This is a genomic window from Microvirga sp. (assembly GCF_014699075.1).
Taxonomy (GTDB): domain Bacteria; phylum Pseudomonadota; class Alphaproteobacteria; order Rhizobiales; family Beijerinckiaceae; genus Microvirga.
This window is the reverse complement of record NZ_JACXAB010000006.1, coordinates 19,270-41,951: the sequence shown is the minus strand read 5'-3', so window position 1 is coordinate 41,951 and position 22,682 is coordinate 19,270. Positions and strand designations below refer to the sequence as shown.

Genomic DNA, 22,682 nt, shown 5'->3' with positions numbered 1-22,682 from the left:
TCAGGCCGCGATCAGACCACCGGTTTCGGCGAGCTTGGACAGATGGTGGTCGGCATCGCCGAACAGGGTGTCAATCATCGTCACGCGCTTGAAGAGATGGCCGACCTTGTACTCCATGGTCATGCCGACGCCGCCATGCAGCTGAACGGCCTGCTGGCCGACGAAGCGGCCTGAGCGGCCGATCTGCACCTTCGCGGCCGAAATCGCCTTGCGGCGCTCTTCCGGATTCTGCTCTTGGGCCATCATGGCGGCGAACATCGCCATGCTGCGCCCCTGTTCGACGGCGATGAACATCTCGGAAGAGCGGTGCTGCAGAACCTGGAAGGAACCGATGGTGGCGTTGAACTGCTTGCGGGTCTTCAGGTAATCGACCGTGAGCTTGAGCATCTCGTCCATGGCGCCGATAGCCTCGGCCGCAAGGGCCGCGATGGCGATGTCGGCGACCTTTTCCACGACCGGCAGAGCGCCTTCCGGGTTGCCGATGACGTTTCCGGCATCGACACGCACGGATTCCAGCGTCACCTCGGCGGCGCGTTGTCCGTCCTGTGTGGGATAACCGCGCCTGGAGACGCCGGGGGCATTGGCATCGACAAGGAAAAGGCCAATGCCGTCGCGGTCGCGGCGGGAGCCTGCGACCCGTGCCGTCACCAGGATCTTGTCGGCGCTGTCGCCGTGCAGAACGACGTTCTTCTTACCGTTGAGGATGAAGCTGCCGCCGTCGGGCTGCGCTGTCGTTCCGACATCGAAGAGGTCGTAGCGCGATTGCCGCTCCGTATGAGCGAAGGCGAGGCGCAGATCGCCGGATGCGACTTGGGGCAGATAGGTGGATTTCTGCTCCTCGCTGCCGCCGTGGTGCAGCAGGCCGCCGCCGAGGATGACGGTCGCGAGATAGGGCTCGAGCGCCAGCGAGCGCCCGAAGGCTTCCATGATCGTCATGGTTTCCACAGGACCGCCGCCGAAGCCGCCATGAGCCTCGTCGAAGGGCAGGGCAAGGAGGCCCAACTCCGCATAGGCGCTCCACAATGCCCGGCTCCAGCCCTCAGGCTCCTTGGCATAGCGCTGGCGGCTCTCGAAGTCGTAGCGGTCCGCCATCAGGCGATCGACGCTGTCCTTCAGAAGGCGCTGTTCTTCGCTGAGATCAAAGTCCATGTCGTGTCTCCTTGTCATTCCCGGCCGGAGCGCAGCGGAGGGGAAGGGAATCCATTGCTGGTGAACGTGTGGGTGGATCCCCTTCCCGCACTTCGTGCGCCGGGGATGACATTCATTGTCAGAACCCCAGGATCGCCTTGGCGATGATGTTCTTCTGGATTTCGTTCGAGCCGCCGTAGATCGAGATCTTGCGCCAGTTGAAATAGGTCGGCGCTGCGGTGCTCGCCCAATCGGGTCCGTCGGTGGGCTCGTTGCGGCCTTCCTCCTCCGGCTGGTAGGGCATGGCGAAGGGGCCGACGACCTCCATCAGCAGCTCGGTCGTGGCCTGCTGGATCTCCGAGCCCTTGATCTTGAGGATCGAGGAGGCCGGATCAGGCTTGCCCTTCTCGCGCCGGCTCTCGGCGGCCACCACGCGCAGCTGCGTCATCTCGAGGGCCTTCAGCTCCACCTCGACGGCGGCGAGCTTTTCGCGGAAGCGCGGAATATCGATCAGCGGCACGTCCCCGATGCGCTCGAGGCTTGCCAGCTCGCGCACGCGCTTCAGGCGCGCCTTCGAGATGCCGATGCGGGCGATGCCGACCCGCTCATTGCCGAGCAGGAACTTGGCATAGTCCCAGCCCTTGTTCTCCTGGCCGACGAGATTTTCGACCGGCACGCGCACGTCGTCGAGGAACACCTCGTTGACCTCGTGCCCGCCGTCGATGGTCTGGATCGGCCGCACGGTGATTCCCGGCGTCTTCATGTCGATGAGCAGGAAGGAGATGCCCTCCTGCTTCTTTACGGCAGAATCCGTGCGCACCAGGCAGAAGATCCAGTCCGCATGCTGGGCCAGCGTAGTCCATGTCTTCTGGCCGTTGACGATGTAGTGGTCGCCCTCGCGCTTGGCTGTGGTCTTGAGCGAGGCGAGGTCGGAGCCGGCGCCGGGTTCGGAGAAGCCCTGGCACCACCAGTCGTCAAGATTGGCGATGCGCGGCAGGAAGCGGCGCTTCTGATCCTCGTTGCCGAAGGTGTAGATCACCGGGCCGACCATGCTGACACCGAAGGCGAGCGGTTCGGGAGCGGGCGCCTGCTGCAGTTCGTCACGGAAGATGTACTGCTTCACCGGGCTCCAGCCGGTGCCGCCCCATTCCACCGGCCAATGCGGCACGGCCCAGCCCTTGGCATTGAGAATGCGGCTCCAGGTGACGAGGTCGTCCTTGCTTGGATGATGACCCTCGATCATCTTGCGGCGGATCGAGTCGGGCAGGGCGGTGCGGAAGAATTCGCGAACCTCGTCGCGGAAGGCGAGCTCCTCATCGGTGAAGCGCAGATCCATGGGCGATATCCTCTAGGCAGAGAAATGGAGGGAAGGGGGGATGGCTTGTCATGGCGTGGCGTTCTCCGCCCTGCGTCGCTCGGCATCGCGCAGCTCGATCTTCGACAGCTTGCCGACGGAGGTACGCGGAAGCGCCTCGCGGATTTCGAGAGCCGCCGGCATCTCGTGCTTGCCGACCTTGTCGGCGAGAAACGCCTGCAGCTCTTCGAGCGTAAAACCGGGCGCATCGTTCCTCAATTTCACGAACACCTTGGCGGCTTCTCCCCGATAAGGGTCCGGAATGCCGATCACGAGAGCTTCCTCCACCTGCGGGTGCTCGTAGACGGCCTGCTCGATCATCTGCGGGTAAACGTTGAAGCCGCCGGAGATGATCATGTCCTTGCGGCGATCGACGATGAAGAAGTATCCGTCCTCATCCATGTACCCGATATCGCCGGTGAGAAAGCCCTCAGGGGTGAAGGCCTCGGCCGTCTCCGTCTGTTTGTTCCAGTAGCCGCTGCTGACGTTGAGGCCCCGGACGCGAAGCTCGCCAGTCTCGCGCACGCCGAGCACCCGGCGGGGCTCGTCGAGGGATACGATGTCGAGCTCGACGCCCGGCATGGGGATGCCGATGGAGCCCGGCTTCGGCGGTCCTCTGAGCGGCAGGTTCGTGCCGGCGGGAGAGGTTTCCGTCATGCCCCAGCCGCCGAGAAGTCGCTGCCCTGTCAGGCGATGGAAGCGCTCCCCCACCTCGACCGGCAGGGGCGCCCCTCCGGAGCTGAGGTGGATCACGGAAGAGAAGTCGCGGTTCTCGATGCCGGGATGATTGGCCAGCGCAATCCACATGGTGGGGACGCCCGGAAAGGCAGTCGCCCGCTTCACCTCGATGTCGCGCAGCGTCGTCTCGGGATCGAAGCGCAGGCGCAGCAGGATCTCGTTGCCGTTCCGGATCTGGCGCAGCAGGATCGTGGTCAGGGCGAAGATATGGAACAGCGGCAGGACGCAGATCACCTTCTGCTCGCCCGGGCGCGTGTTCAGCTGCGGGCCGAACCACGCCTCGTACATGGCAACCGCTGCGGTCAGATTGCCATGGGTGAGGATGGCGCCCTTCGGCGTGCCGGTGGTGCCGCCGGTATATTGCAGCAGAGCGATGTCGTCCGGCGTGATCGCGGGCCACTGTGCGGGCAGCGCCGCATCATGCGTGAAGGCCTCGAAGGTGCTGACGTCGGGCCGCTCCGGGATCGGCATCGTGGGTGCCGGGCATGGTCCCCAGACGGCGTCCTCACCGACGATCAGGCGATCGACATGGCCGGCATCCAGGAGCTTGAGCGCCATGGATAGCATGCTGGTGAGATTGGTCGTCACGAGAACACGCGCGCCGCTGTCATGCAGCTTGTGCGCCAGCTCCCGTTCGGCATCGAGGGGGCTCAGATGAGCGACCCTGATTCCGGCCTTGGCGGCGCCGAAAAAAGCATAAGGATGATAGGGCGTGTTCGGCAGATAGAGCGCGACCGCTTCCGGAGTATCGGCGGGCGAGCGCAGGAGGGCGGCGGCGAACGCATCGGCCTGACGGCCGATCTCGGTGTAGCTGATGTGCCGGTCCCGGTATTCGATGGCCGGCCTATCGCCATAGGCTGCGACCGCGTCATCGAGGAGCTTGGGCAGCGTCGACGGCACGATGGGAGCATTCCATCGCACGCCGGGCGGATAGGAGCGCTCCCAGGCAAAGGCCATCCGGCTCATGATGCGTCCGCCCCATTCATGGTGACGACGATCTTGCCAAGAGCCTTGCGTGCGCTCAAGGCCGCGATGGCTTCGCCGGCCCGAGCCAGGGGAACGCGCTCGGAAATCACCGGCTTGATCTGCCCGTCTGCATAGAGATCGAGAAGCTCCCGCAGATTCGCCGCGTTGGCCTTCGGGTCGCGCTTGGCGAAAGCGCCCCAGAACACGCCGACGATCTGGCAGGATTTCAGCAGTGGCAGGTTGAGTGGAAGCTTCGGGATCCCAGCCGGAAAGCCGACCACGAGGAAGCGCCCTTCCCAGGCGATGGCCCGCAGAGCCGCCTCGGAATATTCGCCGCCCACCGGGTCATAGATCACGTCCGCGCCGCTCAGACCGCAAACCGCCTTGAACTGTTCGGCCAGAGCCTTGCTGGCTTCCTTGTCGAAGGGACCGGGCGCATAGACAAGGCTCTCGTCGGCGCCGTGCTTCTTCGCAAGCGCAGCCTTCTCGTCCGAGGAGACGGCGGCGATCACCTTGGCCCCCATCGCCTTGCCGAGTTCCACAGCGGCGAGGCCCACGCCTCCGGCCGCGCCCAGTACCAGCAGGGTCTCGCCCGCCTTCAGTCCGGCTCTGTCCTTGAGAGCGTGATAGGAGGTGCCATAGGTCATGACGAAGGCGGCCGCCTCGTCGAAGGGCATGGCGTCGGGCATGGGAATGCAGCGGTCGGCCGAGAGGGCGAGCTTCTCGGCCATGCCGCCCCAGCCGCAGGAGCCGATCACCCGGTCGCCGGCTTTCAGGAAGGACACGCCTTCTCCCACCGCCTCGACGATGCCGGAGACCTCGCTGCCCGGCGCGAAGGGGCGCTCGGGCTTGAACTGGTAACGGTCCTCGATGATTAGCCCGTCGGGATAGTTCACCCCGCAGGCCTTCACGGCCAGCAGGATTTCGCCCGGCTTCGGGCTGGGCTCGGCCACGGATTCCAGCACGAGCGTCTCGGGTCCGCCCGGCTGTTTGCTGAGTAGGGCCAGCATCCTTCGCTTCCTCCCCAGAAAGCGCATAATCTTTATGGGAAGCAGGGTATCCGGGCCGTCTCCAGATGCAAGCCGATTTTTCGAAAAAGTTTCAGGGCGTAAATTTTTCTCATATTTTCAAAGGGATTTGGGCTAGACAAAAACATACCGCTTTTGTCATTAATATCACCAGACAAGGTCAGGAGCGCTCGTCGCCGCCGGCGTCGGGTGGCTTGGAATGAAGGGGTGGCAACCGCCCCAGCGATCCAGGGAGGATCCCACAATGCGTGAAGCTGTCATCGTTTCCACGGCCCGCACCCCCATCGGAAAAGCCTATCGCGGCGCTTTCAACGACACCCAGGCTCAGGCGCTGGGCGGCCATGCCATCGCCGAGGCAGTGAAGCGCGCCGGGATCGATCCGGGCGAGATCGGCGATGTTGTCATGGGCGCGGCGCTGCAGCAGGGCTCGACCGGGTCGAACATCGCCCGTCAGGCGGCCCTGCGCGCGGGCCTGCCGACCGGCGTCGCCGGCATGAGCATGGACCGGCAATGCGCCTCCGGCCTCATGGCTATCGCGACGGCCGCCAAGGAGATCGTCGTCGATGGGATCGGGATCGCGGTGGGGGGCGGCCTCGAATCGATTTCCCTGGTCCAGAACGAGCAGGCGAATCGGTATCGCGCCAAGGACCCGGCGCTCGTGGAGACGGTTCCGGCGCTCTATATGAGCATGTTGGAGACGGCCGAGACCGTGGCCGACCGCTATGGCATCTCCCGCGAAGCGCAGGACGAATACGCCCTGCAATCGCAGCAGCGCACCGCCCAGGCCCAGGCCGAAGGGCGTTTCGCCGCCGAGATCGTGCCCATGACAACCCACATGACCGTGGTCGACAAGGCGACCGGCGCCACCTCCCAGCGGGAGATCACGCTCTCGCAGGACGAGGGCAACCGCCCGCAGACGCGGCTCGAGGACCTGCAGGCGCTGAACCCCGTGTTCAAGGATGGGCTGCGCGTGAAGGAAGGGCGGTTCATCACAGCGGGCAACGCCTCGCAGCTGTCGGACGGCGCCTCGGCGGCCGTTCTGATGGAAGCGAAGGAGGCGGAGCGCCGCGGCCTGCAGCCGCTCGGCGCCTATCGCGGCATGGCGGTGGCCGGCTGCGATCCGGACGAGATGGGCATCGGACCGGTCTTCGCCGTGCCGAAGCTGCTCAAGCAGCATGGCCTGACGGTGGACGACATCGACATCTGGGAGCTGAACGAGGCCTTCGCCTGCCAGGTGCTTTATTGCCGCGACCGGCTCGGCATTCCCAACGAGAAGCTCAATGTGAGCGGCGGCGCCATCTCCATCGGTCATCCCTATGGCATGTCGGGCGCGCGCATGACCGGACACATCCTGGTCGAGGGCAAGCGCCGCGGCGCGAAATACGGCGTCGTCACCATGTGCGTGGGCGGCGGCATGGGGGCTGCCGGTCTTTTCGAGATCTACTAAGACACGTCGTTCAGACAAGCGCACCGAATCAAGGGAGAGAACAGCATGAGCAGCGCGGCCGAGATGGGTTCCGCAACCCGCATCAATCCTGTCGTCGAACTGAGACGCGACGGCGAGATCGCCGTGCTCGCCGTCAACTCGCCTCCCGTGAACGCGCTCTCGGCACAGGTGCGCGAGGGCATTGTGGAAGGCATCAGGCAAGCCGGCACTGACGCGAGCGTCAAGGCCGTGGTGCTCCATTGCGAGGGCCGCACCTTCTTTGCCGGCGCCGACATCAGCGAGTTCGGCAAGCCGCCGAAGCAGCCGATGCTGCCCGAGGTGGTGGACTTCATCGAGGCCTCATCGAAGCCTGTGGTCGCCGCCCTTCACGGCACGGCGCTCGGCGGTGGTCTGGAGACGGCGCTCGCCTGCCATTACCGCGTGGCCGTGCCCTCGGCAAAATGCGGCTTTCCGGAAGTGAAGCTCGGACTGCTCCCGGGTGCCGGCGGCACGCAGCGCCTGCCGCGCCTCGTGGGTCCTGAGCGGGCAATGGAGATGGTCACATCCGGCAGCCCGATCTCGGCAAAGGCCGCGAAGGAGATGGGGATCGTCGATGAGCTCGTCGAGGAGAACGATTTGCTCGCAAGCGCCATTGCGTTCGCGCGCAAGGTAGTGGCCGAGAACCGACCGCTCAAGAAGGTTCGCGATCTCGATGACAAGATCGCGGCCGCCCGCGGCAAGCCGGAGGTTTTTGACGCATTCCGCAAGGCCAATGCCCGCAAGTTCCGTGGCTTCCAGGCGCCGGAATACAACATCCGCTGCATCGAGGCGGCCGTGAATCTGCCGTTCGACGAGGGCATCAAGCTGGAACGCAGGCTGTTCCAGGACCTCGTGAGCGGCGAGCAATCGGCGGCCCAGCGGCACGTGTTCTTCGCCGAGCGCCAGGTTTGGAAGATCCCAGACATCTCCGACAACACGCCGACCTTGGCCGTCAAGAAGGTTGGCGTCATCGGCGCCGGCACCATGGGCGGTGGCATCTCGATGAATTTCGCCAATGCGGGGCTGCCCGTCACCATTGTCGAGGCTAAGCCCGAGGCCTTGGAGCGGGGTCTCGGCGTCATCCGCCGCAACTACGAGAGCACGGCCAAGAAGGGCCGCATGAGCATGGACGACGTGGAGCGCCGCATGGGGCTCCTCACCGGCAGCCTCAACATGGAGGATCTCGCCGATTGCGACCTCATCATCGAGGCGGTGTTCGAGAACATGGCGATCAAGAAGGAGATCTTCTCCAAGCTTGATGCCATCGCCAAGCCCGGTGCGATTCTGGCCAGCAACACGTCCTACCTCAACGTGAACGAGATCGCCGCGATGACGAAGCGGCCTGAGCACGTGCTCGGCATGCACTTCTTCTCGCCGGCCAACATCATGCGCCTGCTGGAGGTGGTGCGCGGCGAGAAGACCGACAAGCGGGTCATCGCCACCGCCATGCAGCTCGGCCGCCAGATCGGCAAGATCGCCGTGCTGGTGGGCGTGTGCCATGGCTTCGTCGGCAACCGCATGCTCGAGCCGCGCCAGCGCGAAGCCAACCGCCTGATTCTTGAGGGCGCGATGCCGTGGGATGTGGACCGCGTTCTCTACGAGTTCGGCTTCCCCATGGGGCCCTTCGCCATGGCCGATCTTGCAGGCCTCGACATCGGCTGGTCGCGCGAGACCTCGAAAGGCGAGACCGCCCGCGAAATCCTGTGCGAGCAGGATCGCCGCGGCCAGAAAACGGGCGCGGGCTTCTACGATTACGACGAGAACCGCAACGCCAAGCCGTCCAAACTCGTGGAGCAGATCATCCTCGATCTCTCGGCCAAGAAGGGCATCGAGCGGCGCACGATCTCCGATCAGGAAATTCTGGAGCGCTGCGTCTACACGATGATCAACGAGGGCGCGAAGATCCTGGAGGAGGGCATCTCCATCCGCTCCTCCGACATCGATATCGTGTGGATCAACGGCTATGGCTGGCCGGTCTATCGCGGCGGACCGATGTTCTATGGCGAGCAGGTGGGGTTAGGCAAAGTGCTCGACCGGCTGCGCGCTTACGAGGCGCAGTACGGAGCGGACTTCAAGCCGGCTGCGCTGCTCGAACGTCTCGTTGCCGAGGGCAAGGGCTTTCGCGATCTCTGAACAAGGAGCGCGCCTGTCATGAACGACACGGCTCCTGGCCCGCGGCGTCAAACGCTGCTTGCATCCCTGGACGGTGCGCGCCCAGGCGCGCCGGCTTGGTTCGATCAGGCACTCGCGGATGCGCCGGAGCGGGGCTTCACCGAGGCGGCGGGCGCCCAAATCGAGACGCTCACCTGGGGCGAGCGCGGCAGGCCCGGCCTCCTTTTCCTGCACGGCAACGGAGCCCATGCGGATTGGTGGAGCTTCATCGCGCCGTTCTTCTCAAGCGAGTATCGCTGCACGGCCCTCTCCTGGTCGGGCATGGGCGGGTCGGACCGGCGCGAGCGCTATTCCTTCGACATCTTTGTTGAGGAGGCGATGACGGTTGCCGAGGCGACAGGGTTGTTCGACAGCGAGGTCAGGCCCGTCTTCATCGGCCATTCCTTCGGGGGCTTTCCCATCATCGAGACCGCCGCGCGGCACGGGGAGCGCCTGGGCGGCGGGATCATCGTCGACACGCCGATCTTCTCTCCCGAGAGGCGCAAGGAGCGCAAGGAGAAGGGCGCCGCCTGGGAGATGCGCCCCCACAAGATCTACCCGACCCTTGAGGAGGCTCTGAAGCGGTTCCGGCTCGTGCCGGCTCAGCCCTGCGAGAACCTCTTCATCGCGGATTTCATCGCTCGGACGTCTTTGACTCAAGTCGAGACGCCGGAAGGCTCTGGATGGACCTGGCGCTTCGATCCGTTTCTGTGGCGAGACTATGAATGGGAAGACCCGGCTCCAGCCCTGTCAGCTCCGAAATGTCCTCTCGCGGTCCTGCTGGGCGCCCACTCCACGCTGATGCACGAGGGGGACATCGCGCGCATGCGGAAAATCCTGCCGCCTGGCACCCCGGTGATCGACATCCCCGAGGCCTATCACCATGTTCCGATCGATCAGCCTCTCGCGCTGGTCGCGGCGCTGCGTGCCGTGCTCGCCGGCTGGGCTTCGACTTCACCTTCAGGCGAGAATACGCCGATGAACAGCGGCCTGGCGTAGATATCGGCCGCTGTCTCGCGTGTGACGCCTGAAATCCAGCGTTCGAGCTCCACTGCCGCGTTGATGGCGCTGTCGACAACGTGGGCGGCCACGAATGGATCGAGCGGGCGGACCGAGCCGTCCGCCATGCCGTCGACCACGAAGCTGCTGAAGCGCTGAGCCAACCGGTCCATGGTGCGCTTCGTCGGGCCTCTCAGGGCTTCCGGGAGGGCGCTGAAGGCGGAAATGCGCAGCAGCGGACCCTGATCGGACAGCTGGTAGCGGATCAGCTCGTTCGTTGCGGCGCAAAGATGATCCCAGCCTGTCGCCCCATCCGCTTCTGCGGCCTGCTGGACCTGCCGCACCACCGCGAAGGTGCGCTCGAAGCAGGCGGTCACGAGATCGTCCTTGTTGTCGTTGTGATGATAGAACGACCCCTTGGTGACGTTCAGCCGGGCCGAGATCTTCTCCACCGAAGCACCCCGGTAGCCCTGCTCGTTGATCAGGATGGTGGCCGAGCGCAGGAACGCCTCGGGCGATACCTCCTCGACCGAGGGCCAGGTCATCTGCGGCAGCACCGTGGGGCGCCAGGCCGATTGCGGCGTGGCGAGCCCATGGATCAGGATGTCGCTGATCCTGTCGGCAACCCGCCGGTAATCCTGGGGCTCGTAATGGTCGATCCAGTGCCGGACGCCGTGCATGACGGAGATCAGCAGATGGGCGCGCGCATTCTTCTGGGCCCGGCTTAACGGCGGCGCACCATCGAGATCGTATAGGCTGCGCAGGTGCCGGAACATCTGGTTATAGGTGTCGAACACCAGCTCCACGTGCGGAGAGGTCAGCGACCGCATGTCGCTGAAGCTCATGAGCGGCGGCCGGTCTCCCGAGGCGCTCTCCGCCAGCCTCTCGCAGTAGAGCCGCAGGATCGTTCGCAGGCGCTCCTCCGGCGTCTCCCGTTGCAGGGCGACGGCGATGAGATCGTCCAATGCTTCGATGGAGCGCAACAGGCAGGCCGTCGCCAGCTCCTCCTTCTTGCGGTAATAATAGGTGACGCTGTTGGTGATCAGCCCGACGCTCTGGGCCACATCGGCCAGGGTCGTCCCCTTCAATCCTTTCTGATTGAAGAGCTGGACGGCCCCGTCGAGGATGGCCTGTCGCTTCTGCTCGTAGCGCTTGGTCTGGCGCGGAAGAGCGTTGGAGGTCGGCGTCATGGTAGTTTCGTGGCTCCTGGCCCGCGGGCAGGCCCAGGGCCGCCCATGGTTGAGCTCCTAGCACGAATTGATGCAGGGAGCGATGCCGCGCGTGCAACTCTTCGACTGTACCGGTTATTCTAAGAGAGTGTCGAGCATGAATTCAGTGCCGCCGAAAGTCGGTGCAATTCTGCTACCATGATCCGTTGACGAGGCCATAGTCTCGTGTCAGTCTCCCCTCAGACATAGGACAGGGCCAATGAAGCTCTGCCGGCGGTGCGACTCTGAAAAGGACCGTACCGTTCATTCGAGAGGAAACGATCCGAGGAGCCCGGTTCGTCCGGTTTGAGGGTCCAGTGCCGCAAGTCACAGGCCCTCTGTCCTGCCCCAGCCAGGCAGGGATCGCGGTCGAGCACGGGAGCCCGGAGCCCAGGAGGAGGACGCGGCTCCTTGAACATCTTTTTTCAGCAGGTTCTGAACGGGCTGACGCTCGGGAGCGTCTATGCGCTCGTGGCCCTTGGTCTCACGCTCGTCTACGGGATTCTTCACATCCCCAACTTTGCCCATGGTGCCCTGTATATGGTCGGCGCCTATATGGCATTCTACCTCGTGGGTTCGCTCGGCGCGAATTACTGGGTTGCCATGGCGGGAGCGGCACTCGTGGTCGCTCTTCTCGCCGTTCTGTCGGATCGCCTGATCTTCCATCGACTTAGAAATGCGCCGCCACTGCACGACATGATCGCGGCGATCGGCCTTCTTTTGTTTCTTGAGGCCGGCATTCAGGCAATCTGGGGTGCGGAATTCCACCGCCTTGCTCCGCCTTACCCGCAGATCGTGCGCCTCTTCGATCTCGTGGCGCCTGCGCAGCGCCTGATCATCATCGCGGCCGCGTTCGGCCTGATGTTCGTGCTCCATCTCTTCCTCACCCGCACGCTCACCGGTTCCACGATCATCGCCATGGCGCAGAACCGTGAGGGAGCTTCCCTGGTTGGCATCGACGCCACGAAGGTTTCGGTTCTCACCTTCGCGATTTCCGGTGCGCTCGCGGCGGTGGCCGCAACGCTCTTTGCGCCCATCAACCTGATCTATCCCTCCATGGGACATCTCGTGATCATGAAAGCCTTCGTGATCATCATCCTGGGCGGCATGGGCAGCATTCCGGGCGCCATCGTCGGTGGCCTCGTGATCGGGTTCGCCGAGAGCTTCGGGGCCTTCTACGTCTCCACGAACTACAAGGACATCATCGCCTTCGCACTGCTCGTCCTGATCCTGTCGTTCCGGCCCCAGGGCCTCTTTCCCAGCGGAGCCCGGGCATGATGTCGAAGACCTGGCAAAAGCCTCTTCTCGCCGTCCTGCTCGTTTTGGCTATCGCCTTCCCGATGGTTGCGGCAAACGACTACTACATCTACGTGATGTCGCTCGCCTACATCATGGCGATCGCCGCGGTGGGCCTGAACCTCATCCTGGGCTACACGGGTCAACTCAATCTGGCGCATGCGGGCTTTATGGCCATCGGCGCGTACACGGTTGGCATCCTGACCGTCGATTACGGCGTGCCCTACTGGGTCGCCTTCGTGATCGCCGGAATCTTGAGCGCCGTCATCGGATTCTTCGCCGGCCTCCTCTCATTGCGGCTGAAAGGGCACTTCTTCTCGATCTTTACGCTCTGCGTCGGGTTCATGATCTATCTGATCATCGAGAAGTCGGATGCGCTGACCCATGGAACGGTGGGCATCATCGACATCCCGGCCCCCACCGGCATCGGCCCGATCCGCTTCGACAACACCTGGTCGCAGTATTACCTCGTGCTGTTCTTCCTGGTGGTGAGCCTGTGGCTGATGAGCCGGATCGTGCATTCGCTGCTCGGCCGCGCCTTCGTGGCCATCCGCAACGGTGAGGACCTCGCCGAGACCCTGGGCATCAACCTGATGCGCACCAAGGTGCTCGCCTTCGTGCTCTCCACCTTCTATGCCGGAATGGCCGGTGCGCTTTATGCCGGCTTCGTGCGCTTCATCGGTCCGGCCATGGCGCTGGAGAGCCACACCTTCGATATGATCGCCTTCATCCTCGTCGGCGGCATCGGCACTCTGTTCGGGCCGCTGCTGGGAGCGATCCTGCTGACCTGGCTCACCCAGTCGCTGCAGTTCCTGCAGGATTTCCGGATGATCGTGTTCGGCCCGCTGCTGATCCTCCTGGTCATGTATTTCCCGCAAGGCCTTATCGGTTACTGGCGCGAAAGGCAGGCGCGGCGGGCGGCAGCCTCCATGCAGGACAGGCGCCTTCAGCGGTCCGTGATCGGCTCGCAGCAGGAGGTCAGTACCAATGCTTGAGATCCAGGGACTGACCAAGCGTTTCGGCGGTCTGACGGCAGTCCGTGACGTGACCACCACCTTCGAGAAGAACCGGATCAACGCGATCATCGGCCCGAACGGCGCCGGCAAGACCACGTTCTTCAATCTGGTGAGCGGCTACCACAAGCCGACCTCCGGGCGCATCATCTTCGACGGGCAGGACGTGACAGGTCTGCGACCCGATCAGGTCGCGAAGCTCGGCGTCGCGCGTACGTTCCAGTCGACGACCCTGTTCGACAAGGCGACGGTGCTCGACAACCTCATCGTCGGGCATCGGCTTCGCACCACCTCCACTTTCTGGGACGTGGTGCTCAACACCAAGCGTCTCAAAGAGGATGAGCATCGCTGCCGCGCCAAGGCCGAGGAGGTGCTCGATTTCGTCGGCCTGTCATCCGTGGCGCACCACTTGGCGGCGGACATCTCCCAAGAGGAGCGCAAGCGCGTCGCCTTCGCCTTGGCGCTCGCCACCGACCCAAAAATCGTGCTGCTCGATGAGCCCGCCGGCGGCGTCAATCCGGAGGAGACGCTGGGTTTGGCCGAACTCATCCGTAAGATGATCCGCAAGGGCCTGACCGTGTGCCTGATCGAGCACAAGATGGACATGATCATGAGCCTTGCCGACAAGATCGTGGTGCTCGACCATGGCGAGATGATTGCCGAGGGAACGCCGGCGCAGATCCGGTCCGACCAGCGCGTCATTGAGGCCTATCTGGGAGCTGACTATGCTGCGGCTTGAGGGAGCACAGCTCAATTACGGCAGCTTCCGGGCGCTCGATGGAATCTCCATTCATGCGGAGCCCGGCGAACTCGTGGTAATGCTCGGGGCCAACGGCGCCGGCAAAAGCTCTCTGTTTCTGGCCATCAGCGGCTTGCGCAAGCTTACCCGCGGCAACATCTGGTTCAGGGATCAGAACATCGCCGGACGGAAACCCTCCCAGATCGTCCAGTCCGGTGTCGTGCACTGTCCCGAGGGGCGCAAGCTCTTTCCGGAAATGTCCGTGCGCAAGAACCTGCTTCTCGGCGCTTATGTCCATCGCCAGGACAAGAAGGAATCCGAGAAGATCCTCGATCAGGTCTTCGAGATGTTCCCGATCCTGTACGAGAAGCGCCACGACATGGCCGGCTCGTTGAGCGGCGGCCAGCAGCAGATGCTGGCGATCGGCCGCGCCCTGATGGGGCGGCCGCAGGTCCTGCTGCTGGACGAGCCGTCGCTCGGCCTCGCGCCTCTCGTGGTCAAGCAGGTGCTCGGCGTCATCAAGGCGATCAACGACAAGGGCACAACGGTTCTGCTCGCCGAGCAGAATGCCTACGCGGCCCTGCGGATCGCCCATCGCGCTTACGTCATCGAGAGCGGCCGGATCGTCATGGAGGGCGACCGGGATACCCTGCTCAATGACGAGCGTGTTCGGAAAGCCTATATCGGCGCCTGATCCGGCGCCGGTTATGGAAGCCTGCGAGCCTTAAAAAAGTTCGCCAACAGAGAGACGGGAGTCGATCACGGTCGAACTCCCGCCCCATGAAGAAAGAACAAGAGGAGAGGAAAACAAATGGCTCTTTGGAAACATCTGGTTCACACCGCAGGCGCAGTGACGCTGGCGGCCGGCTTCGCGTCCGTTGCATCGGCCCAGGAGACGGTGAATATCGGCTACACCGGCCCGCTCAGCGGCGGCGCCGCGCTCTACGGCAAGAACACCCTGGTCGGCCTCGAGATGGCCGCGAAGGAGATCAACGATGCCGGCGGCTTCGATGTCGGCGGCAAGAAGTACAAATTCAACATCGTGGCGCTGGACGACAAGTACTCGCCCAGCGAGGCAGCCGTGAACGCCAAGCGCCTGAAGGCGCAGAACAACACGCCAATGGTGTTCACGCCCCATTCCGGCGGCGCCTTCGCGATCCAGGCTTTCAACGAGCAGGACAACTTCATTCTTGGCGCCTATACCAGTGTGCCGAACATGACGGAGCGCGGCAACAAGCTCACCCTGCGCATTCCGCCATCCTTCGCGGGCTATGTGCAGCCCTTCATCAATGTGCAGATGAAGACCTTCGGCAAGAAGCTCGCCATGGCCGGCGGCGATCATGATTATGCGAAGGCCTGGGCGCAGCTCTTCGGTCCCGCCTGGACGAAGGCCGGCGGTCAGATCGTGGCCGAGAACCCGATGTCCTACAACAAGGACACGGACTTCTACAGCGGCGTCAGCCGTGTGCTCGCGGCCAGCCCCGACGTGCTGTTCATCGGCGGCGCCTCGGAGCCCACGGCTCTCATCGCCAAGCAGGCACGCGAACTCGGCTTCAAGGGCGGCTTCGCCGTGATGGATCAGGCCAAGCTCGACGAGATGGCTGCCGTCACCGGCGGCATGGACATGCTCGAAGGTTCGGTCGGCGTTCTGCCGCTGATCTATGACAAGCGTCCCGGCACTGAAAGCTTCATCGCGAAGTTCAAGAAGCTCTACGACCGCAACCCGGGCACGGAAGCCTCCTACCACTACTCGACCCTGAATGCCGTGGCCGAGGCTATGAAGCTCGCTGGTAGCGTCTCCGACCCGAAGGCCATTCATGCCAAGCTGAGCGAAGCCTATGGCAAGCTGCCGCCGGAGCGGAACCCGGCGCGCATCACCAGCGTCGATGACCGCGGCGGCACCAACGCCAACATCGTGGTCGGCGTCGTCAAGGGCGGTAAGGTCGAGACCGTCGAGGCGGCAAGCCTCGGCCAGTAAGACTTGATGGACAGGGCCGGCCTCAGAGCTGGCCCTGTCTCCTTCACTCAGGGGCAGGCGATCCGCATGGATGCAATCCCATTTGATGTTCGCGCTGCCGGCATCCGGGAGCGCGTGGCCCTCCAGGGCTTCATGCATCTCGTCGGCGCGCAGATCGACGAGCTGGCGCCCGGCTCCGCGACGATCTCCGTCGCTCGTCGCGATGATCTGCTTCAGCAGCACGGCCTGTTTCACGGCGGCGTCACGGCCTTCCTGATCGACAATGGCACGACCATCGCGGCTGCGACCGTTCTTAAAGCCGGCCAAGGCGTCCTCACGGCCGAATACAAGCTCAACCTGTTCTCGCCAGCGGACGGAGATCGGCTGATCTGCCGCTCGCGGGTGGTGAAGCCCGGAAGCCGCATGATCATCGTGGCAGCGGACGTGTTCACGGAAAAAGACGGGCGCGAAAAGCAGACGGCGGTTGCGCTCGCCACCATTGCCGTTCTGGACCAAGCCTCGATGCCGTCCCTGCGAGAGACTGGACAACACGCAAGCGGCCGATAAATTCCTGACAATAAGCAATAAATGAAGGGAAGAAACGATGTTGAAGGGAATGATGATGGATCGGCAGCTGTCGATCCCGGAAATCATCGATCTGGCTGCTGAGGTGCACGCCAATACCGAGATCGTCTCGGTGGCGACTGAGGGCGGCATCCACCGCACCACCTACAAGGATATTCACAAGCGGGTCGCTCAGCTGGCGCATGGCCTGCGCGCGCTTGGCGTCAAGCCGGGTGACCGCGTGGCAACGCTGGCCTGGAACGGCTACCGGCATTTCGAACTCTACTACGCCATCTCCGGCATCGGCGCCGTATGCCACACGATCAATCCGCGCCTGTTCCCCGAGCAGCTCGTCTACATCATCAATCACGCGCAGGACACGGTGTTCTTCTTCGACATCACCTTCGCGCCACTTGTCGCCGCCCTGCGGCCGAAGCTGCCGCAGAACATCACTTTCGTGGCGATGACCGGTCGCGAGACCATGCCGGCGCAGGAGGGACTCGACGGCCTTCAATGCTACGAGGATCTGCTCACCGGACAGCCTGACACCATCACCTGGCCCGACCTCGATGAGAACACCGCTGCGGCGCTGAGCTACACCTCCGGCACCACGGGCGAACCCAAGGGCGTGCTCTACTCGCACCGCTCGCAGGTGATCCATGCCATGACGTCGGTGATCGGCGCGTCGCGCTATTTCGGCATGGGGAAGAAGATCCTTCCCGTGGTCCCGCTCTTCCACGTCAATGCCTGGGCGCTGCCCTATTCTGCGCCTCTCTCCGGCACCTCCCTGATCTTTCCGGGCGCGAAGCTCGATGGCGCGAGCCTGTTCAACCTCATGGAGGCCGAGAAGGTTGACAGCAGCTGGGGCGTGCCCACCGTATGGCTCGGGCTTCTGCACGAAATGAAGCAGAGGGGCCGGAAGCCCGAGGGACTCGATTACGTCATCATCGGCGGCTCGGCGGCGCCGCAACCGATGATCGAAGCTTTCGAGCGTGATTACGGCATCAGCGTCTGTCACGGTTGGGGCATGACCGAGATGAGCCCCATCGGCACCTTCGGCATGCTGAGCCCCGCGATGGAAGAGCTGCCCTTCGACGAGAAGATTGCCCTGAAGGTTCGCCAGGGACGGCGATTGTTCATGGTCGACATGAAGATCGTCGACGATAACGGCAAAGAGCTCCCAAAAGACGGTGTAGCCTTCGGCGAGCTCTGCGTGCGCGGGCCTTCGATCGCCTCGGGCTACTACAACAACGAGGCCGCGACCGCGCAGGCCCTCGATCCGGAAGGCTGGTTCAAGACAGGTGACGTCGCCAAGATCACGCCGGACGGCTTTCTCCAGATCGTGGACCGCACCAAGGATTTGGTGAAGTCCGGTGGCGAGTGGATCTCCTCCATCGACCTGGAGAACGCAGCCCTGGGGGCGCCGGGTGTCGCCAACTGCGCCGTGCTTGCCATGCCGCATCCGCGCTGGGGCGAGAGGCCGCTGCTCGTGGTGGTGCCGAAGCCCGATGCGAATCCTGCCAAGGAGGACATCCTCGCCTATCTCACCACCAAGGTCGCGAGCTGGCAGGTGCCCGATGACGTGCTTTTCGTCGAGAGCATTCCGCTCACGGCGACAGGCAAGATTTCCAAGCTGGAGTTGCGCAAGATCCTGAAGGACTATGTCCTCCCCTCGGCAGCGTGAGCGGCCGATGGCTCAGGATTACCTCAGCTCATTGTTCTCCGTCGCGGGCAAGACGGCGCTCGTGACCGGGGGTGCCACCGGGATCGGACGCATGATCGCCGAGGCTCTCGTGCGGGCCGGTGCGCGGGTGCTGATCGCCTCGCGCAAGGGTGAGGCCTGCGAGGCTGTGGCACGCGAGCTGAATGCGCTCGACGCTGGCGGCACGGCGGAAGGTTTCGCCGGCGATGTAGGGACGGAAGCCGGCGTGATGTCTCTGGCTTCCGAGGTGAAGGCACGCACGGCGCACCTTCATATCCTCGTCAACAATGCGGGCAAGACCTGGGGTGAGCCGCTGGAGCACTTCCCGCATAAGGCGTGGGACGGCGTATTCTCCGTCAATGTGGCCGGGCTCTTTACGCTGACCCAACAGCTGCTGCCTCTGCTCGAAGCAGCAGCCAGCGACGACGATCCAGCCCGTGTCGTGAATCTCGGCTCCGTGATGGGGGCAGCGCCCATCGGCGACAACGCCTATTCCTATGCGGCGTCCAAAGCCGCCGTGCATCACCTCACACGGATCCTGGCGAAGGAGTTCGCCCCGCGCCGGATTACGGTGAATGCCTTTGCGCCGGGGCCCTTCCAGAGCCGCATGACGGCTTTCGCCACCGGCGACGAGCAGAAGCGGGCGCTGGTCGCCGCCAGCGTGCCCGCTGGCCGCATCGGCCGGCCTGATGACATTGCAGGCGCACTCCTGTTCCTCTGCGGCCGCGGCGGCGCCTATACGACGGGCGCCATCATCCCGCTCGACGGCGGCATCGGTGTGGAGACCGGGCACAAGATCTTCGGCGAGGCATCCCTATGAACGTGCATGCGCCGGTCTCCGTCTCCATCGATGACCTGAAGAGCCGGATCGGCCAGGAAGTCGGGGTGTCGTCCTGGAAGATGATCGACCAAGACAGGATCGACCGCTTCGCAACTGTCACCGAAGATCTCCAGTTCATCCACGTCGACCCTGAACGCGCCCTCGCGGAGACGCCCTTCGGCAGCACGATTGCGCATGGATTTCTCACCCTGTCGCTTCTCTCCGCCATGGGGCAGGAGGCGCTGCCGACAATCAGGAATAGGGTGATGGGCATTAATTACGGCCTGGAGCGTGTCCGCTTTCTCTCACCGGTGCCGGTGGGGGCACGGGTGAGGGGACGCTTCACCCTATCCGAGATCTCGATGCGCTCAGAAGGCCAAGCCATGCTGCGCTACCAGGTGTCTGTCGAGATCGAGGGCGCGGAAAAGCCGGCGCTTGCGGCCGAGTGGATTACGCTTTCCGTGCTCGGTTGAAGGCCCATGACAGCACAAGCAGCAGCCCATCTCGACACGGAGCGTCTCGGTCCGTATCTCGGCGCGCATGTTCCGGGCTTTGGCCGCTTCATCGGCGCTGAAAAGTTTGCTGGGGGGCAGTCCAACCCGACCTTCCTGATCACCTCAACGAAAGGCCGCTTCGTCCTGCGGCGCAAGCCGCCTGGAACGCTGCTGAAGTCAGCCCACGCGGTTGATCGCGAGTACCGGGTCATGGCGGCGCTCGCCGGCACCGACGTGCCGGTGCCGCGCGTCCTGCACCTATGCGAGGACGAGGCGATCATCGGCTCCATGTTCTATCTGATGGACTATGTCGAGGGCCGCATTTTCTGGGACGGCAAGTTGCCGGATCTCCAGATTTCCGAACGCAGTGCGATCTACGATTCCATGAATGCGGCGCTTGCCGCCTTGCACAAGGTCGATCCCGCAGCCGTTGGCCTCGCCGATTACGGCAAGCCGGGCAGCTATTTCGAGCGCCAGATCGCCCGCTGGTCGGGCCAGTACCGCGCGTCGGAAACCCATCCGATCCCAGAGATGGACGACCTCATCGCATGGCTGGAAGGCAACACGCCGGAGGACGACGGACGTGTCAGCCTCGTTCATGGCGACTACCGGCTCGACAACATGATCTTCGAGCCGGCCGGCACACGCATCCTGGCGGTGCTCGATTGGGAATTGTCCACCCTCGGCCATCCCCTGGCGGATCTCGCCTATCAATGCATGCAGTGGCGGTTACCCTCCGAGGGAGCGTTCCGCGGCTTGGGCGGCATCGACAGGAAGGCCCATGGCATTCCCACAGAAGCCGAGTATGTCGAACTCTACTGCCGCCGAACCGGAACCGAGGTGATCGGCCACTGGCCCTTCTATCTCGCCTTCAGCTTCTTCCGCCTCGCGGCGATCCTTCAGGGCGTCTACAAGCGCTCTCTTGACGGCAATGCATCCAACCCGGAGCGCGCCCGCCTTATGGGCGAAGCCGTGCCGATGATGGCCGGAATGGCGCTGGAAGTCGTCGGCGCCCGCTAGATCTTCAGCTGTCCCATTTAATGTTGAGTGCGCTGGTCACAAGTCGGTCGACGAGGACAGGCGCATCGGCCGCCATGCGCTCAATGCCTGCCACCGCTTGGCGCGTCATGCGCCCGTTCAGGAACGCGTAGTCCATCACGATCGCGCTGACGAGCGCGATGATGGTCTTGAAGGCGCGCGAGGCGAGATCGGACCAGGTCATGAGGCCTCTTAAGGGAAACGATGCCCGCCTCATGCCCGAAAGGCTTAGGCAGATCAAGCGACAGAAGACCTCAGGCTTAGCGCATCCTGCGGAGAAGCGGCTCCGGTTCTCCGCACTCAGCAATGCGCCAAGTCAAGATTTCAGCATCCACTCGTGATCCGGGTCGTTGTGGAACTTCCAGACCCGCTTCGGGCCGGCCATCACATTCAAGTAGTAGAGTTCATAGCCGTGCGGCGCGCCGACCGGATGATAGCCCTTCGGCACCAGCACCACGTCGCCGTTGGCTGCTGCCACTGTCTCGTCGAGGGAGCGGTCGTCCGTGTAGACCCGCTGCAGGGCAAAACCCGAGGGTGGGTTGAGGCGATGGTAATAGGTCTCCTCAAGCAGCGACTCCTGCGGCAGCATGTCCCGGTCGTGCTTGTGAGGCGGATAGCTCGACCAGTGGCCCGAGGGCGTGATGACCTCGACCACCAGCAGGCTTTCAGCTGTTTCCGTTTCGGGCAGGATGTTGCGCACATGGCGCGTGTTCGTGCCCTTGCCCCGGGTCTCCTGGCCGACCTGATCCGGGCCGATGACGCGGGCCGGCAGCTTGCCTTCGGCGGGCGCGGTGCAGACCGCGATCTCGCAATCCGTTTCCGCTGTCAGAGACCACTCCGAGCGAGCCGGCGCATAGAGCGACCACGGATCCGGCTCGAACGGCGAGTTGCGCCCGCCGATCGTGCCGAAATCCTGTCCGGCTGCGCCAACATGCGCCTTTCCGGACAGCAGGACGATGCAGGCTTCCCGGTCTCCCGTCGCTTGCTTCAAGCTCTGCCCGTTTTTCAGCCGGTAGACCTCGAACCCCACATAGGTCCAGCCGGCGGATTCCGGCGTGATCGCGTGAATGCGCCCGTTGCTATCGGGCGCCGACGGTTTGACGAGAAGCTTTGACATCGCAAGTGGTCCTTATCGCAGGCCGGCTTCCTTGAGGGACCGGGTGAGATTGGCATAGCCCATCTTGGCATAGGTGAGCGGATGCGCCTTCTTCGGATCCTGCTCCGCCTCGATCACCACCCAGCCGCTATAGCCCGGCAGTTCCTTAAATACGGAGACGAAATCAACCATGCCGTCACCCGGCACGGTGTAGACTCCTTCGATGACGGAATCGAGGAAGCTCCAGCCTTCCGCGCGCGACTTCTCCATCACGCTTTTGCGCACATCCTTTGTATGCACGTGGCTGATGCGGCTGCGGTAGCGGCGGGCAAGCGCGGCCGGATCCGCCCCTCCCCAGGTGGCGTGGCCCGTGTCGAGCAGGAGATGAACAGCCTCGCCGGTCGAGCGCATGAAGGCATCGATATCGGCCTCCGACTCCACGATGGTGCCCATATGATGGTGATAGACCACACGGACGCCTTCCTGCAGGGTGCGCTCGGCAACTTCAGTGATGCGGCGGCCGAACCCGACCCAGTCGCCATCTTTCATGACGGGACGCTGCGACAGGGGTTTGGAGCGGTCACCATGAATCGCATTCGACGTCTCGGCGAAGACCAGCACGTTGGAGCCCATGGCCTTTAAGAGATCGAGGTGCGGACGCAGCGCCTTCATCTCCGCCTCGGCATCGCGGGTGAGCAACTCGGCGGAGTACCAGCCGGACACGCAAGCCATGTTGAAGGGCGCAAGCGCCTTCTTGAGGGCCTCCGGCTCGCGCGGAAACTTGTTGCCCAGCTCCATGCCCTCGAAGCCGGCTTCCTTGGCCTCGGCCAGGCACACCTCCAACGGCGTCTCGCCGCCGAGTTCCGGCATGTCGTCATTGGACCAGCCGATGGGGTTCGCCCCGATGCGGATCGTCATGTTCTTAT

General features: G+C 63.8%; 21 protein-coding genes. 13 read left to right on the top strand and 8 right to left on the bottom strand.

The annotated features are described in order from the left end of the window. From IC232_RS11640 to IC232_RS11625, 4 genes are all read right to left on the bottom strand, one after another. Positions 1 to 1,149, bottom strand: a complete 1,149-nt coding sequence (locus IC232_RS11640; protein ID WP_190845103.1) for an acyl-CoA dehydrogenase family protein — start codon at positions 1,147 to 1,149, stop codon at positions 1 to 3. A gap of 118 nt (positions 1,150 to 1,267) precedes the next feature. Next, positions 1,268 to 2,464, bottom strand: a complete 1,197-nt coding sequence (gene pimC, locus IC232_RS11635) for a pimeloyl-CoA dehydrogenase large subunit (RefSeq protein WP_190845102.1) — start codon at positions 2,462 to 2,464, stop codon at positions 1,268 to 1,270. A gap of 48 nt (positions 2,465 to 2,512) precedes the next feature. Further along, complete coding sequence (pimA, locus tag IC232_RS11630; protein WP_190845374.1) at positions 2,513 to 4,177, bottom strand: dicarboxylate--CoA ligase PimA; 1,665 nt, start codon at positions 4,175 to 4,177, stop codon at positions 2,513 to 2,515. Positions 4,178 to 4,182: 5 nt separating this feature from the next. Then, positions 4,183 to 5,196 carry an NADPH:quinone oxidoreductase family protein gene (locus IC232_RS11625; protein WP_190845101.1) on the bottom strand — a complete coding sequence of 338 codons (1,014 nt, stop codon included), beginning with the start codon at positions 5,194 to 5,196 and terminating at the stop codon, positions 4,183 to 4,185. Between the two features lie 262 nt (positions 5,197 to 5,458). Here IC232_RS11625 and IC232_RS11620 point away from each other — a divergent pair, with 262 nt between their 5' ends. From IC232_RS11620 to IC232_RS11610, 3 genes are all read left to right on the top strand, one after another. Further along, positions 5,459 to 6,661, top strand: a complete 1,203-nt coding sequence (locus tag IC232_RS11620; RefSeq protein ID WP_190845100.1) for an acetyl-CoA C-acyltransferase — start codon at positions 5,459 to 5,461, stop codon at positions 6,659 to 6,661. Between the two features lie 81 nt (positions 6,662 to 6,742). Next, a complete protein-coding gene (locus IC232_RS11615) occupies positions 6,743 to 8,812 on the top strand; it encodes a 3-hydroxyacyl-CoA dehydrogenase NAD-binding domain-containing protein (RefSeq protein WP_409564926.1) in 2,070 nt (689 codons plus the stop codon). Positions 8,813 to 8,830: 18 nt separating this feature from the next. Further along, entirely contained in the window at positions 8,831 to 9,829 is a 999-nt protein-coding gene (locus IC232_RS11610; RefSeq protein WP_190845099.1) for an alpha/beta fold hydrolase, read from the top strand. Here the strand turns inward: IC232_RS11610 and IC232_RS11605 are convergent. Further along, positions 9,727 to 11,019 carry a TetR/AcrR family transcriptional regulator gene (locus IC232_RS11605; protein WP_190845098.1) on the bottom strand — a complete coding sequence of 431 codons (1,293 nt, stop codon included), beginning with the start codon at positions 11,017 to 11,019 and terminating at the stop codon, positions 9,727 to 9,729. The genes IC232_RS11610 and IC232_RS11605 overlap by 103 nt on opposite strands. Positions 11,020 to 11,448: 429 nt before the next feature. On the opposite strand from IC232_RS11605, the gene IC232_RS11600 reads away from it, so the two are divergent. The 10 genes from IC232_RS11600 (at position 11,449) to IC232_RS11555 (ending at position 20,642) form a co-directional block, all read left to right on the top strand. Beyond that, positions 11,449 to 12,315, top strand: a complete 867-nt coding sequence (locus IC232_RS11600; protein WP_190845097.1) for a branched-chain amino acid ABC transporter permease — start codon at positions 11,449 to 11,451, stop codon at positions 12,313 to 12,315. After that, on the top strand, positions 12,312 to 13,328 hold the full coding sequence (locus IC232_RS11595) for a branched-chain amino acid ABC transporter permease (protein ID WP_210335324.1): 1,017 nt from the start codon (positions 12,312 to 12,314) through the stop codon (positions 13,326 to 13,328). The genes IC232_RS11600 and IC232_RS11595 overlap by 4 nt, the downstream gene beginning before the upstream one ends. Next, positions 13,321 to 14,085 carry an ABC transporter ATP-binding protein gene (locus IC232_RS11590; protein WP_190845096.1) on the top strand — a complete coding sequence of 255 codons (765 nt, stop codon included), beginning with the start codon at positions 13,321 to 13,323 and terminating at the stop codon, positions 14,083 to 14,085. Before IC232_RS11595 ends, IC232_RS11590 begins: the two co-directional genes overlap by 8 nt. Then, positions 14,072 to 14,779 carry an ABC transporter ATP-binding protein gene (locus IC232_RS11585; RefSeq protein WP_190845095.1) on the top strand — a complete coding sequence of 236 codons (708 nt, stop codon included), beginning with the start codon at positions 14,072 to 14,074 and terminating at the stop codon, positions 14,777 to 14,779. Before IC232_RS11590 ends, IC232_RS11585 begins: the two co-directional genes overlap by 14 nt. A gap of 117 nt (positions 14,780 to 14,896) precedes the next feature. Next, complete coding sequence (locus IC232_RS11580) at positions 14,897 to 16,063, top strand: ABC transporter substrate-binding protein (protein WP_190845094.1); 1,167 nt, start codon at positions 14,897 to 14,899, stop codon at positions 16,061 to 16,063. Positions 16,064 to 16,129: 66 nt separating this feature from the next. After that, positions 16,130 to 16,609: a PaaI family thioesterase gene (locus IC232_RS11575; RefSeq protein ID WP_190845093.1), complete on the top strand. Its 480-nt coding sequence runs from the start codon at positions 16,130 to 16,132 to the stop codon at positions 16,607 to 16,609. A 40-nt stretch (positions 16,610 to 16,649) separates the two neighbouring features. Then, positions 16,650 to 18,290, top strand: coding sequence for a long-chain-fatty-acid--CoA ligase (locus IC232_RS11570; protein ID WP_190845371.1), 1,641 nt, complete (start codon positions 16,650 to 16,652; stop codon positions 18,288 to 18,290). A 7-nt stretch (positions 18,291 to 18,297) separates the two neighbouring features. After that, the gene (locus IC232_RS11565) at positions 18,298 to 19,128 is read left to right on the top strand and encodes an SDR family NAD(P)-dependent oxidoreductase (protein ID WP_190845092.1); all 831 of its coding nucleotides are present in this window, start codon (positions 18,298 to 18,300) and stop codon (positions 19,126 to 19,128) included. Then, positions 19,125 to 19,601: a MaoC family dehydratase gene (locus IC232_RS11560; protein WP_190845091.1), complete on the top strand. Its 477-nt coding sequence runs from the start codon at positions 19,125 to 19,127 to the stop codon at positions 19,599 to 19,601. The genes IC232_RS11565 and IC232_RS11560 overlap by 4 nt, the downstream gene beginning before the upstream one ends. A 6-nt stretch (positions 19,602 to 19,607) precedes the next feature. After that, complete coding sequence (locus IC232_RS11555; RefSeq protein ID WP_190845090.1) at positions 19,608 to 20,642, top strand: phosphotransferase; 1,035 nt, start codon at positions 19,608 to 19,610, stop codon at positions 20,640 to 20,642. A gap of 4 nt (positions 20,643 to 20,646) precedes the next feature. On the opposite strand, the gene IC232_RS11550 is transcribed toward IC232_RS11555, so the two are convergent. The 3 genes from IC232_RS11550 to iolE form a co-directional block, all read right to left on the bottom strand. Further along, the gene (locus tag IC232_RS11550) at positions 20,647 to 20,844 is read right to left on the bottom strand and encodes a hypothetical protein (protein WP_190845089.1); all 198 of its coding nucleotides are present in this window, start codon (positions 20,842 to 20,844) and stop codon (positions 20,647 to 20,649) included. 132 nt (positions 20,845 to 20,976) lie between these two features. After that, on the bottom strand, positions 20,977 to 21,777 hold the full coding sequence (gene iolB / locus IC232_RS11545; protein WP_190845088.1) for a 5-deoxy-glucuronate isomerase: 801 nt from the start codon (positions 21,775 to 21,777) through the stop codon (positions 20,977 to 20,979). Positions 21,778 to 21,789: 12 nt separating this feature from the next. Beyond that, entirely contained in the window at positions 21,790 to 22,674 is an 885-nt protein-coding gene (gene iolE, locus IC232_RS11540; RefSeq protein WP_190845087.1) for a myo-inosose-2 dehydratase, read from the bottom strand. Positions 22,675 to 22,682 lie beyond the last annotated feature (8 nt).